We start from the raw sequence: 15,183 nt of genomic DNA on the forward strand, positions 1-15,183 counted from the left end.
TTAATCCTGTCGCTGCAAGCACTTGGCTATGACGGTGGCGAATCTTGTCATAATACATCAATTGAACTTTTTAGACCACAAAGATAAGTCAAAGAACGCTTTAATCAATTATTCGATATAAACTCTAATTCTTTTTGCAAATATTCATTTTTTCCTAAACTCAGTCAAGTTCACATTGGTTCAACTTTCTCCTGCCTGTACGGTTATCCCATTTCCGGATATCGGGACACAAAAGTCCGCTCGACCTCCAGATAAAACAGCCGTCAAAATCCCCCAAAAGAAAGACCTACTTTCTCCGTTTTTCTTGGAATAAAGCCTGTCAAAATCCTTTGTTTTCTTCAAAATAAATCGTTTCTTTGCAAAAGGGTTAGGTCATTTTAACCCTCTGATATGAAGAACCAATCAATCATAGATAAATCATGAAAAAAGAACTGAAAAAAGTCCTGGTTCTCGGATCAGGCGCACTGAAGATCGGACAGGCCGGCGAGTTCGACTATTCCGGTTCACAGGCTCTGAAGGCTTTGCGTGAAGAAGGAATACACTCTGTACTGGTCAATCCAAACATTGCAACCATACAGACTTCTGAAGGTATTGCCGACCAGGTTTACTTTCTTCCGGTAACTCCTTACTTCGTTACTGAAATTATCAAGAAGGAACGTCCGGACGGAATTTTGCTGGCATTCGGCGGACAGACTGCGCTGAACTGCGGTACCGAACTGTACCAGAAAGGCATTTTGAAAGAATATGGAGTAGAAGTGTTGGGTACTTCGGTAGAAGCCATCATGTATACAGAAGATAGAGATCTCTTCGTCAAGAAACTGGACGAAATCGAAATGAAGACTCCTGTCAGCCAGGCGGTAGAGAACATGGAAGATGCGCTGGCTGCGGCACGCCGCATCGGCTATCCGGTCATGATCCGCTCGGCTTATGCTCTGGGAGGTCTGGGAAGCGGTATCTGCCCGAACGAAGAAACATTCGTGGAACTGGCAGAAAGTGCTTTCACCTTCTCTCCGCAGATTCTGGTAGAAGAATCACTGAAAGGATGGAAGGAAATTGAATTTGAGGTAATCCGTGATGCCAACGACCACTGCTTCACGGTGGCCAGCATGGAAAACTTCGACCCGCTGGGTATTCACACCGGTGAATCAATCGTGGTAGCACCGACCTGCTCACTTACAGAGGCACAGGTTACCATGCTTCAGGAACTTTCAAAGAAATGTATCCGTCACCTGGGCATCGTAGGTGAATGTAATATCCAATATGCTTTCAACGCCGATACCAATGACTATCGTGTCATCGAGGTTAACGCACGATTGAGCCGTTCTTCTGCCCTGGCATCCAAGGCTACCGGTTATCCTTTGGCTTTCGTAGCTGCCAAGATTGGTCTGGGATATACACTGGATGAAATCGGTGAGATGAATACACCTAACTCGGCTTACGTAGCTCCGTCACTGGACTACCTGATCTGTAAGATTCCTCGCTGGGACTTGACGAAGTTTGCCGGAGTATCACGCCGCATCGGTTCAAGCATGAAGTCGGTAGGTGAAATCATGTCTATCGGACGTACGTTCGAAGAAATCATACAGAAAGGCTTGCGTATGATCGGACAGGGCATGCACGGTTTTGTGGGCAATGACCACACCCGCTTCGAAAACCTGGACGACGAACTGGCCAACCCGACTGACCTGCGTATCTTTGCCATTGCTCAGGCACTGGAAGAAGGATACAGCATTGAACGGATTTTCGAACTGACCAAGATTGATCCGTGGTTTATCGGAAAACTGAAAAACATCGTAGACTACAAACAGAAACTGCAGGGATACAACAGCCTCGAAGAAATTCCGGCTGAAGTGATGCGGGAAGCAAAGGTAATGGGATTCTCTGATTTCCAGATTGCACGCTTCGTACTGAAACCGACCAGCGGAAACATGGAAAAGGAAAACCTGGCCGTACGTGCTTACCGTAAGAAACTGGGTATCCTGCCGGCTGTAAAACGTATCAATACAGTGGCTTCGGAACATCCTGACCTGACCAACTACCTGTATATGACTTATGCAGTGGAAGGTTATGATGTAAACTATTATAAGAATGAAAAATCGGTAGTCGTACTCGGATCGGGAGCCTATCGCATCGGTTCATCCGTTGAATTCGACTGGTGTTCGGTAAATGCTATCCAGACAGCCCGTAAACTGGGTTACAAGGCTATCATGATCAACTATAACCCGGAAACGGTATCTACCGACTATGATATGTGTGACCGCCTGTACTTTGATGAACTGTCATTCGAAAGAGTGCTGGATATCATCGACCTGGAACAGCCGCGCGGCGTCATCGTTTCGGTGGGTGGACAGATTCCGAACAACCTGGCCATGAAGCTGCACCGCCAGTCAGTGCCTATCCTGGGAACTTCTCCGATTTCCATCGACCGTGCGGAAAACCGCAACAAGTTCTCGGCAATGCTCGACCAGCTGGGTATCGACCAGCCTGCATGGCAGGAACTGACCAGCCTGGACGATGTAAAATCTTTCGTTGCCAAGGTAGGTTATCCGGTACTGGTACGTCCTTCGTATGTATTGAGTGGTGCTGCCATGAACGTATGCTACGACGAAGAAGAACTGACCCGCTTCCTGCAGATGGCCAGCGAGGTTTCCAAGGAATTCCCGGTTGTCGTTTCACAGTTCATGCAGGAAACCAAGGAAATTGAATTCGATGCGGTGGCACAGAATGGAGAAGTCATTGAATATGCCATTTCAGAACATATTGAATATGCCGGCGTACACTCTGGTGACGCAACCCTGGTATTCCCGGCACAGCAGATTTACTTCTCTACGGCACGTCAGATCAAGAAGATCAGCCGTCAGATTGCCAAAGAACTGAACATCTCAGGTCCGTTCAACATCCAGTTCCTGGCACGGAAGAACGAAGTGAAGGTAATCGAATGTAACCTGCGCGCATCACGCAGCTTCCCGTTTGTATCTAAGGTACTGAAACGCAACTTCATCGAAACAGCTACCCGCATCATGCTGGATGCTCCGTTCAGCCAGCCGGACAAATCGGCCTTCGATATTGACCGTATCGGTGTGAAAGCTTCTCAGTTCTCATTCGCCCGTCTGCAGAATGCCGACCCGGTACTGGGTGTCGACATGTCTTCAACCGGTGAGGTAGGCTGTCTGGGAGACGACTTCAACGAAGCCCTGCTGAATGCCCTGATTGCTACCGGATACAAGATTCCGCAGCAGTCGGTACTGCTTTCTTCAGGAGCTACCAAGTCGAAAGTCGACCTGCTGGATGCCAGCCATATGCTGAGCAAGAAGGGTTATCATATCTATGCTACGGCAGGTACTGCTACCTTCCTGAACTCACACGGCATTCCGACTACTCCGGTATTCTGGCCGGATGAACGTCCGAATGCAGAGAACAACGTGATGAAGATGATTGCAGAACATAAGTTCGACCTGATTGTCAACATTCCGAAGAATCATACCAAGAGAGAACTGACCAACGGATACCGTATCCGCCGCGGAGCCATCGACCATAACATTCCGTTGATGACCAACGCACGACTGGCTAAGGCCTTCATTGAAGCCTTCTGTCAGATGAAGCAGGAAGATATCCAGATCAAGAGCTGGCAGGAATATAAGTAAAAACTAATTTCTTCCATACTTTTTAAGCCCTCCCGGAGTTTGCCTTTCTGGCGAACTTCCGGGAGTTTTCTTTTTCCAGGAAGCGGACTTTCAGTTGTACGCCCCAAACAAAAACGGTTGTCCTGTATGGGAAATTCCGCGACAAATGTATCTTTGCAGACAGATTAACCTAAAAACCCTTTCACTTATGATGATTTATATATCCTGTGCCAAGACCATGGCTTCACGCAGCAAACTGGCGGTTCCCTTTACTACCCAACCGGCTTTTCAGGCGGAAGCGGAACAGATTGCCCTGAGCATGTCGCAGTTTCCGGCAGAAGAACTGGGCAAACTGCTGCACATCAATGCCAAGCTGGCGGCAGAGAATTATTTCCGGTACCACAACTTCTTTTCGGAAGACAATCACGGACTGCCGGCCCTGCATGCCTATACCGGAATTGTATTCAAGCGTATCAATGCCAAGGACTTTACCGAAGACGATCTGACCTATGCACAGGATCACTTGCGGATTTCCTCTTTCCTGTACGGGCTGGTACGTCCGCTGGACCTCATCCGGAACTATCGTCTGGAGGGAAGCGTGAAACTGCCGGAAAAAGGCGGAATAACCTTGTTCGATTACTGGAAGCCGATAATGACCGATTATTTCATCCAGGAAATAAAGAAACAGGGAGGACTGCTGGTCAACCTGGCCAGTGCGGAAATGAAGGACCTGCTGGACTGGAAGCGTGTCTGCAGTGAGGTGAAAGTCGTTACGCCCGAATTTCAGGTGTACAAGAACGGCAAGCCTGCCACGGTAGTCATTTACGCCAAAATGTGCCGGGGAGAAATGACCCGTTTCCTGTTGAAAAACCGGATAACGGATACGGAAGCCCTCAAGGCATTCGAATGGGAGGGCTTTGCGTTCAACGAAAAAGAGAGCGACGAGCACCGGTTGGTGTTCACTCTTTTTTAGGAAGTTTTTCCTAGGGAGTTCTCGCACGATTACCAGAGACATCACATCACCCTCCTGAATAAACTGAAAGGGCGCCCCGTTACGTATTCGGAGCGCCCTTTCGGCTTGTATCTGACGGTGATGACAACTGCATCACCTACTTTATTCCCTACCTCCTCGGAATGTCTACCGACGACTCTTTCTGGCCTTTCAGGTGTTCAGAGAAGAAGTCCACCATGCGCCAGTAGAAATATTCATCCATGTTTCCGAATCCGTGACGCTGACCCGGCAGGAAGAGCATTTCAAAACGCTTGTTGGCACGGATCAGGGCATCTACCACCCGGATAGTATTGGCAGGATGCACGTTATTGTCGATGTCGCCATGAACCAGCATCAGGTGTCCCTTCAACTGACGGACGATACTCGGGTTGGTCGCAATGCGGTAAGCAAACGTAGTATCTCCCTTTGCAGAGACTACTTCCTTCACTCCATGGTGGGTTTCACTCCACCAACGGTTGTAAATCCGGTTGTCGTGATTACCGGCACAAGATACGGCTGCCTTATAGAAATCGGGGTACTGGCAAATAGCCGCCGTCGACATAAAGCCTCCGCCCGAATGACCGTGGATGCCTACCCGATTGATATCGATAAACTTATAACGGGCTGCCAGCTGCTCTACAGCGGCCTTGTGGTCGGCCAACGGATAATCCCGCAGGTTTCCGTACCCGTAATTGTGATACCATTTCGAACGGCTGGGGTGTCCACCACGCTGACCGACCGATATGACGATAAAGCCAGCCTGGGCCAGACGGTCGGTACGCACGCTCATCCGTGTGAAAGGATAGTACACAGCCTCAACCTGAGGTCCGGGATATACATAATCGATGATCGGATATACCTTCGTAGAATCGAAGTTAAACGGCTTGTACATTACCCCATACAGGTCCGTTACTCCGTCGGCAGCCTTCACCTTGAAGAGTTCAGGGAACTGATATCCTGCAGCCATCAGCTGAGAGAAGTCGCTCTCCTGAATGGTCATGACCTTGCGGCCGTTGCGGTCAATCAGGTCGGCACAAGGTATCGTGTTGACTCTGGAGAAATTATCTACCATAAAGCGGGCCTCATCGTCCACTGCTACCTGATGGAAGAAGTCTCCCTTTGTCAGCAGCTTCAGTCCGCTGCCATCGGCATTTACCCGATACAGATGTTCGTAATAAGGATTCTCCCCCTCTTCACGGCCGTTGGCAAGGAAATAAATGGTACGGGAAGCCTCGTCTACCTTCAGGACTTTTTCCACATGCCAGGGGCCTTTGGTAATCCGGTTCTTCAGATTTCCTTTTTCATCATACAGGTACAGATGTGCCCAGCCGTCGCGCTCGCTCCACTGGATGAACTCCTTTCCACCGTTGAACACGTGAATCGGACGGGTTTCCTGATACGTATTCATCCGCTCTTTTACCACCGGTACGATTGAGTCTTCTCCAATGGTATAAGTGCAGACATCAATACGGTGCAAGTCGCGGCTGCTCCGGGTCAGGTAAAAACGGTTATTGTCGCCCTGCCATACTGCCGGAAGGAATTCCGCATCCCGCTGTTTCTGCTGATAAGGTCTTGCCTCCAGTCCCAAAGACTGATTTTTCCAGGCTGCCACCTTGATTTCCTTACGCGTATTGGAGGTCATGTCAAACACATACAGATGCTCTTCCGGAGCGTCCATTTCTCCCGGCATCTGATACTTATAGGTTTCCAGAGTAGGACGTGGGGAAGCAATCGAATTAATCACCCACAAAGGCTTCACCTTACGGTCATCGGAAACAATGGTCACAAAGTGACGTGAGTCGGGCGACCAGTATCCCCATGCCTTTCTGCGTTTGCCATTGCAAAGGGTATCGGTATTCAGAATACTGTAAGGAATGCCGTAGCCGAAATCGGGAGTACCGTCAGTAGTGAGCTGAACCTCGACAATGGTACTGTCTTTCTCATCCTTCTGTGCCTTGCGATAATCTTCCATGCTCATCCGATACAGGTTGCAGTCCTTGGCATATACCACACTCTTCATATCCGGAGAAACAGAAGCCCAGTCCAGACGTTTCGGTTCCTTTTCGGCATCCTTCAGATGAGTCAGTTTACGGGTGTTGAAATCATAGCTGAAATAAAACATTTCCTTTTCACCCGGCTTTACCTTCTCACCCTTCTTTTCAGGTTTCGCATCACGGGTAGAACGGATTTCAAAGGTAAATGTATGTCCGTCTTCCTTGGCTTTCAGGTTCAGCAAAGGCAGATGCTGGGCATCAAAAGGGTCCTGTACGATTTCCGACAATTGGGAAGCCAGTTCGTCACGGTCGAACAACTGTTCTTTCCGTGCCGCAGCCGGATCTACGACATACCAGAACACACCTTCACTGGTTTTATACATATACCAGAAACGATTTCCCTGCTGGAACCAATGAGGATCGACAGCGGTGGAAAACAACATTGTTTTCAGTTTTTCCCCTGTAAATTTTTCAGCCTGCAGATATTCAGGCAGCCGTTCCTGGGCACCGGCCGATACGGTATGGCCCATTCCGGCAACCAGTGCAGCCAAGAACAAGAATTTCTTAAATTTCATAAACTCACTATTTAAATGAAAAAAATTAACGACTGCAAACATACAGAAAATCATTTAAACTCCCTTTAACAAAAAGGAGATAAAACCGAAAAAATCCTCCTGCCTATCCATCCGTACTCGAACGTACAAGGATTTCAGGCAGAAGGATTTTAACAACCTTATTCTAGAAACAGAGCATTATGCTACAGTCTGTCTATAATTACTTTCAGGCATTTTCCTTTCGTACATCTTCAATATACTCTTCCCACAGTTGCTTAATATCAAACTGTTCGCCCAGGATATAATGCACTGCTTTTTCCAAAGACCATTCAGAACCCATGCTCTTGATTGTCACGGTCAGTTTACGCAGGAAGTCTCCGTCGTAATATCTGAGCCATGCCATAAAGTATCCGGAAGTACCGTAAGGCAATTGCCATACATAAGGACAAGGAGTATTTCCCGACTTTCGGTTCTCGTCATAATACGGTCCGGCGTTCAAGGCAGTAGAAATACGTGCCTGAGCAGTTACGCCGCCACATGCCGTACGGACTGCATCGGCCATACCTTCGATACAAGAGGGCTGGTTGCTGTTGACAGCTCCCGTAGCCTGTACCAGGTGAACAAACTCATGCAGCAATACGCCACGGATTTCGAAAGTAGCTTCCGGTCCGGAGATGGCTCCAGAAGCAATCTGATCCAGATACTGGGCACTCATTCTCATCAACGGTCCATCGCTGTCGCCGGATACATAAGCCACGGCTCCATCAAAATCCATCGGTCCGAGGATACATTTCAGCCATTTTACCGGCTGTGTACCTGCATCATCGGTAGAGTAATAGAGGGATGAAAGCACCGTAACCAGGATATTGGAATAATATTCCTCCTGGGCCTGTTCATCTTTGCCAACGATACCGTAATAAGTATCTTTTGCCTGTTCCGATACATTCGCCTCAGTCACAAATTTAAAGGTCGGATATTTCATGGTACTGAAATGGCTGGTAGCCGGTACCTTGCGCAATGCCAGATCGCTGACAGATGCCCATTCACTTACCTCTTCCTTGTCGCCCTTATCCCACAAGCAGCGATAAGTTACACTTTCAGGTTTGTTAGTGACTACGGTAAATCCATCATAAGTAGACGCAAAATTAGGATTCACAAACATCTTCACTGTTTTATTGCCCCCACTCAGTGTCTGGAAAGAAACCTCCACACCTTTATACACATCCGGATTGGGTGCTACCTTCCAGGTGATTTTCAACTCATTCAGACCTTCATCAAAGACAGCCGACCGCGCCTCAGGAGTCGTACCTGTAACCAGCTGCACCCCGGGAGGCAATTCACCAAAAACCTGTCCACCGTTATTGACACAAGAGGTCAGAGCCATTATACCGCCAAACAGTACATAACCTATTTTTTTGAAAAACTTTCTATCCATATCATTTTCGTTTTAACATTGAACACACTGTTTTACAGAGCCGCTTTAGGCCAATAAATAAACTGGTCTGAAGAAACACTCAACATCAATATCGGAGAATCTTTAGCTTCACCGTCTCGTACTACAATATGATTCTGCTCAACCAGGAAGTTATACAGCGTAGGGAAATTAGAAGAAATCACCTTGATATCACTTCCGTATCCAGCTTCCAGATCACCCGGCAAATGTAAAATATCTGTTCCATCAATAGGGAATGCACCAGTTACCCGGTTGTATTTGATAAAGTAGTAATTATCATAATATACAACGACAGACCCCATTGAACCGTTCCATTCCAGAATCTTAAACGGAATCTTATCATAATCTGCCTTCAGGTCATCAGTAAGAATCAGTTCTGCATTCTTGAATTCAGCAGTACCCGTCTTAGACAACCAGTCTTTCATTGACAAAGCCGTACCGTCCTTGTCTACTGATATATTCTTCACGAGTTTCAGGTCGGCATCGCCATCCATTCCGATAAGGGTCACATCCTGTGTCTCCTCATTATACTGTATACCTGAAATGGCTGCATTGCCTACGCTAAACGGAGACTCCCATACATATTTGTCGGCACCGTCCTTAGTCAGCAGGTTCGTTACACGGACTACCTTCTTGGCATCCTTATTGAAACCTACGAAATAGATAGAAGTATCATCCATGTAATAATAAGCCATGAAATTACCGGCCTGACGACGAATCACTCCCATATTCCAGCCGGCAGTTCTGATATCTTTCATCAACGCATCGGCCACCTCATCGATTTCACTCTGTGATGCAGTAATCATTTTATAGGATTTTCCGGTTTCAGCACCTGTACAGGCAATTGTACCATCGGTCACTTCTCCAATAACCAATGTTTCATCGCCGAAATACTTGATATCAGAATCAGACAGGTTGAATTCCAACTGCTTGTTTTCATTCACCGTAATCTTATATTCCCCTTCTTTCTGTGCCGGATACAACGTAGACTTGGTCACATAAGTACCAGCCTCTACATCGAATATGAAATACACACTCAGTTCATCGTTCTCATCGGTTGTTCCGGTGATTTTCCATCCCCCGTTCCATACTGAAGACAACACATTCTCAAAGTCTGTCACCAGCTTCACATTCTCATCCTCTTCTCCCTGGTCGGGCTTACCGCTCAAATCCGTTCCCGGATACACCAGTTCCAAAGGATCACTATACCAGTCGCAACTGGAAACCGTTCCGGCCAATATCAGTACCAGAAATAAATATCGCAATAGTGTTTTCATAATTTTCAGCTTTAATTAAAAACATTTGAATTACCATCCCGGATTCTGTATCAGAGAAGGAGTTTTCGCAATCTCGTTCGAGTTGATCGGGAAGAAATAATCTCTGTAAGTTACCCGTCTCGGTGCCAGCTGTTTGCCTTCGAAACGTACCATCTTGTATTTTCTGCCATTAAGAGAAATCTTTCCGTTATCATCCAGAACCGGCTGCATACCATGAATGTAGTGCTGCGTCTGAGGATATTCTCCTTCCGTCTCAAACCATTGCTGTGCACGGGTTTCTTCCGGCATGGCCAGATAGCGTGTTTCCTTTTCCAGTTCGGCAGGATCGGTCATGATACCTTTATAGCGCACTGTAAAGAAGCGGTTATTTTCGAAGAATAATTCCACGCGGCGTTCACGGTTGATGTATTCGCGGCGTACCTCCTTGTCTGTATCGAATTCGGCAGGTACATTCTTCATGAACGAACGGTTACGGATCTGATTCAGCATATCCTTCATGATATTCACGTCACCGTCTGTTTCATTCAGCGCTTCCGCATAAATCAGCATGATTTCCGGCAGACGGATCAGCGGGAAGTGTTTAGCATAAGCCGAAGAACTGGTCGTCCAGTCATTGTCAATGAATTTACGCAAAGCATAGCCGGTACGGGTATTACGGGTATCACGAACCGTTGAATTTACCAGTTGGTCGTCTCCACTGGCTGTGTTATACTCCTTACCCATCAGTACAGCTCCCAGGTAAACGATATCACGGTAGAAACGCGGGTCACGGTTTACATAAGGATTCGCATCGTCATACAAGTTTTTCTCTTTCGCATCCCAGATACTCCAGCCACAATCTCCGGCCTGATCGATAATCTCATACTGGTCAACCTGCTCCTGAGTAGGCTGGTTACGGGTCTGTCCACTTCCGTAGCTATACGGAATGTTATCCTGAATCCAGCGTGCATCCTTACCTGTCAGCAAAGTCAGGATAGACTCCTTGTTGTAGAAATCATTATCCTTGAACATTTCTTCCAGACGTTTATACACTTTGTTTCCCGAATTTTCCACGAAGTCCTTTTCGGTATATTTCTGATACAGCGAATAACGCTTGATACCACCGTTAGCCAGTTCAATCACTGCCTGAGCTGCATCACGGGCCTTTTCCCAACGGGTCTTGTCGTATACCTTATATTCAGCGGCTCCCGCTCTGGTATCGTGATCACCCAAAGGAGACTGTCCGTTAATACCTCCATTATAAAGCGGCTGTGCAGCAATCCAGCGCACGATAGCCTTCACGGCAAGACACGCACCTCTGTCAATACGGTTGAACTCCTCACCTTCCTGCATCACCGGCAGACGCTTTGCAGCCTCATCCAGGTCATGGCAGATTTTCTCTACACTGGTATGTACCGATTCGCGAACCGCATATTCAGCCGGGTCTTCATCCAGGCCGAACAATCTGTCGGCATACACCATTTCACCGTGCCAGCGCAAAATCATATAATGATAATAAGCACGGAAGAAATAAGTCTCACCGATACGGCGTTCCAGAAGTCCCGGTTTTGACGGATGGTCCGGAGTATGATATTCCTCTACTCCTTCAATAATCTTATTGGCCTTACGGATAGACTGGTACCAGATCCACCACCAGCCGAACAATCCACCTCCGATGCTTCCGATCATACCCGGCTGAGAACTCAGCTCACCGTTCAGAATCTTGTAAGGCGCATCACTGTCGGCCTTGTTGTACTCCAGCTCATCACAGATTGTACCAATATTATGACTGTAAAGTAAATTCAATCCCGGACTGTTTGTATACATATCCGAATACAACTGAGTAACCAGCTGGTTCACCTTATCGAAACGGGCAAATACCTCTGATTCCTGCAACTTACCGTCGTCTTCGCGTTCCAAGAAGTCAGAACATGAGATTGGAGTCAAACTAAAAAGGCCAATCCCCACATATATCGCTATTTTACTAAACAACTTCATAATTCAATTTTTTAAAATGTAACGTTTACACCAAAATTATAAACCTTCTGTATCGGGTACCATGAACCGTCGCCGTCGCCGGTTTCAGGGTCCATATTCACATCACCCAGTTTATCCAATGTCAACAAGTTCATACCCTGTACATAGAAACGTACCTGCTGCAGATGTGCTTTCTGAATCCATTTCTGAGGCAGAGAATAACCGATTTCGATATTCTTCAGACGAATATAAGAAGAATCATACAAGAAGAGGCTGCTCGATGCATTCTTGTTATTAGGATGACTGTTCAGGTGCAGTGCCGGGTACTTGGCATCCGGATTCTCCGGAGTCCATGAATCCAGGTGCATACCTTTCACCTTACCCATATTGTTGCCCTGTGCACCCATTACCGGGAAGTCAAATACAGCCGGTCCCGACAATTGCAGAGAAGAAAGGGCAGCTCCCTGGAACAACAGGCTCAGGTCCCAGCCTTTATATGAGAATCCCATCGGCAAACCAAACTGCAATTCCGGAATTTTCGGATTACCCATCGGTTTCAAGTCGTGCTGGTCATCAATCTTTCCATCGTTGTTCAAGTCTTTGTACACCACATCACCCGGGCCCAGTTTTCCCCAAGGCTGATATCCGAAGCCATCATTCATGGCATTCAGACGGTCGGCCTCAGCCTGGTCGGCTACAAAATGGTCAACCTCATATACGAAGTGTTCTCCTACACGGCATCCGGTTCTTCTCATCCAAGGTACCTCACGCTCGATTTCCATCATTTCCAATATCTTGTTGCGTGCAAATCCGGCATTGAAGCGTACATAATATGAGAAATTACGTCCGATACGGTCATTCCATCCCAGTTCGAGATCCACACCCCGGTTAATTACTGTTCCCGCATTTACATAAGAAGAAGTCTTTCCCAGTACGTCAGGAATACCGACTACGTCACTACCACCCGTATTGGTGATGATGTCCCATCTTCTTTCATAGAAAGCATCCACCGACAATGACAGACGGTTATTCAACAAGCGCATATCGATACCGGCATTGTACTTGATACCACGTTCCCAGGTCAGGTCCGGGTTAGCCAGGTTACCTTCGGTAAGTCCACCGCCCATTCCCTGGTTATAATTCGGTCCCAATGCCCAGTTACTTCCATTCGTTCCATCGTAATACTGTACATACAAGAAACGTCCGATACCCTGGTCATTTCCGACCCAACCCACTGAACCACGGAATTTCAGGTGATCGAGCCATGACTTGGCACCCTGCATGAATGACTCTTCTGTAGGAATCCATCCAATAGAGAAAGAAGGGAATACACCATACCGGTGTGCCTTGCTGAAGTTTTCAGAACCATTGATACCCACATTGGCCTCAAACAAATACTTATTGGCGTAATCATAAGTGGCACGTGCCGCAAAACCCTGATAACGGTAAGCTACGTCATTACCAATGTTTCGCTGTGAACGGTTCATCATCAACATACCACTTACGTTATGATTGCCGAAACTGCGCTGATAATCCAGTTTCGCCTGCATATACATTCTGGAATTGGCAGAGAAAGCCGTATACGCATTCTTCTTGGTCTTGTCTACCGTAAACTTATCAATCGCAGGAGTATAAGCTCCACTGTACCGGACCTGTTCCGGATCCGAATAAACACCCAGTCCGCCGGTCGGATAGAAAGTCGCATAACCACCATACGATTCATTGTTGGCCACCTCACGGTCCATAGAACGGTCAATCATATGTCCCTCTTCCACGTCGTAAGAAAACATACCTTCCACCTTCAATCCCTTGGTGATGAAATCCAGCTTATGTCCGATCACAAAGTTTCCCTGGAAATTAATCTTATGAGTAGTCTTGTATCCCATGTAAGCAATTTCACCCAAAATATTCTTGGTATACTGGTTATTACCGAAAAGCAATCCGTTCGGATGATCCATGTAATAATTTTCATTTGCCGGATGCCCGTTTCTTTCAAGCACCACCGGATAAATAGGAGGAGTCGTATTGGCAGTAAAGATGATATTGCCTGAACCGCCACCAGATTCATTGGTATCCGTAATCTGTCCACCGATATTCACGCTGACATAGAAATTATCCGTGATATCGATATCCAGATTCGTACGCAAGTTATAACGGTTATATCCACCATTGGTACTGTATCCGTCATTCAGTTCCGAATAACGATAGTTACCGTCCTGATTAAAATAACCGATCATGGCAAAATAGCGGATACGGTCACCGCCACCTCGCAATGACAAAGTATAATTCTGCTGCAAAGCCGGACGGAATGCAAAATCGAACATATCAATATTATATCCCAATCCATCCGTATTATCACCTTTAGCCCGTTCCCAGTTGCTGATCATCTCATCCGAGAACAAACGAGACTGTACGCCCGGATCGTTTTCCCAACCCGGATTATCGTTCTTCAAGGCCTGGTTATACAGTCTGGCATAATCGGCCGATCCCAGGTAATCCGGGAAAGACACCGGAGTAGCAATACCTGCCTGTGCCTTGAATTCCACCGACGGCTTAGACTGTGCAGTACCCTTCTTGGTAGTCACAATGATTACACCATTCGCACCACGGATACCGTATACAGCTGTAGCAGAAGCATCCTTCAAGATACTGAATGTCTCAATTTCGTTCGGGTCCAGACTGGACAAGCTGCGTTCTACTCCATCCACAATGATAATCGGAGACTGCGCTCCTCCGTTATAGGAAGACAAACCCCGGACAGCAAATGAAGCCACGTCCTTACCCGGCTCACCACCGCCAAACTGAGTAACGGTAAGTCCCGGCATACGTCCCGCAAGCGCATTGGTGATATTGGCACTCGGGCTCTGAGACAGTTCCTTTACATTCACAGAAGCCACCGCACCCGTCAGTGTCGCCTTCTTCTGCGAACCGAAACCAACTACAACCACTTCCTGCAAGGTTTTAGAATCTTCCACCAGAACCACCTTCACCTCTTTACGGCCTTTCAAAGGTACATCCTGAGAAGTATAACCGATAAAAGAAACCGTCAGTACGGCGTCTGCATAAGGCACAGACAATGAAAAATATCCGTTCAAGTCAGTAATCGTTCCTGTATTGGTTCCTTTTACCATAATATTGGCCCCGATAACAGGCAGTCCACTTTCATCAAGAACCGTTCCTTTAATCGAAATACCTTTTGATTGCTCCGCAATTTCCGTTTCTAACATAGGCTTCTCCGCCCACATCGGCAATGAAAATGCATACGCAAATGCACAGGAGTACAAAATTCGCATGTACCTCCTTTGATTTTTGTTTGAGTTTTTCATAAAAAGTTA

General features: G+C 47.0%; 7 protein-coding genes. 2 read left to right on the forward strand and 5 right to left on the reverse strand.

What is annotated here, in order from left to right; all coding sequences use genetic code 11:
- Positions 1–419: 419 nt before the first annotated feature.
- Together carB and yaaA are read left to right on the forward strand one after the other, a co-directional pair.
- On the forward strand, positions 420–3,644 hold the full coding sequence (carB, locus tag H3001_RS13460) for a carbamoyl-phosphate synthase (glutamine-hydrolyzing) large subunit (protein WP_178245085.1): 3,225 nt from the start codon (positions 420–422) through the stop codon (positions 3,642–3,644).
- A gap of 187 nt (positions 3,645–3,831) precedes the next feature.
- Positions 3,832–4,596: a peroxide stress protein YaaA gene (gene yaaA, locus H3001_RS13465; RefSeq protein ID WP_181215203.1), complete on the forward strand. Its 765-nt coding sequence runs from the start codon at positions 3,832–3,834 to the stop codon at positions 4,594–4,596.
- Positions 4,597–4,744: 148 nt separating this feature from the next.
- Here the strand turns inward: yaaA and H3001_RS13470 are convergent, their stop codons facing one another.
- From H3001_RS13470 to H3001_RS13490, 5 genes are all read right to left on the reverse strand, one after another.
- Complete coding sequence (locus tag H3001_RS13470) at positions 4,745–7,138, reverse strand: S9 family peptidase (RefSeq protein ID WP_246368597.1); 2,394 nt, start codon at positions 7,136–7,138, stop codon at positions 4,745–4,747.
- Between the two features lie 250 nt (positions 7,139–7,388).
- Entirely contained in the window at positions 7,389–8,597 is a 1,209-nt protein-coding gene (locus H3001_RS13475) for a basic secretory protein-like protein (RefSeq protein WP_181215204.1), read from the reverse strand.
- 32 nt (positions 8,598–8,629) lie between these two features.
- Positions 8,630–9,892 (reverse strand): hypothetical protein, encoded by a 1,263-nt coding sequence (locus H3001_RS13480; RefSeq protein WP_181215205.1) that lies wholly within the window; start codon positions 9,890–9,892, stop codon positions 8,630–8,632.
- A 30-nt stretch (positions 9,893–9,922) separates the two neighbouring features.
- The gene (locus H3001_RS13485; RefSeq protein WP_181215206.1) at positions 9,923–11,869 is read right to left on the reverse strand and encodes a RagB/SusD family nutrient uptake outer membrane protein; all 1,947 of its coding nucleotides are present in this window, start codon (positions 11,867–11,869) and stop codon (positions 9,923–9,925) included.
- Positions 11,870–11,880: 11 nt separating this feature from the next.
- On the reverse strand, positions 11,881–15,174 hold the full coding sequence (locus tag H3001_RS13490) for a SusC/RagA family TonB-linked outer membrane protein (RefSeq protein WP_181215207.1): 3,294 nt from the start codon (positions 15,172–15,174) through the stop codon (positions 11,881–11,883).
- Positions 15,175–15,183 lie beyond the last annotated feature (9 nt).

Source organism: Phocaeicola faecicola, assembly GCF_013618865.1.
Taxonomy (GTDB): Bacteria; Bacteroidota; Bacteroidia; order Bacteroidales; family Bacteroidaceae; genus Phocaeicola; species Phocaeicola faecicola.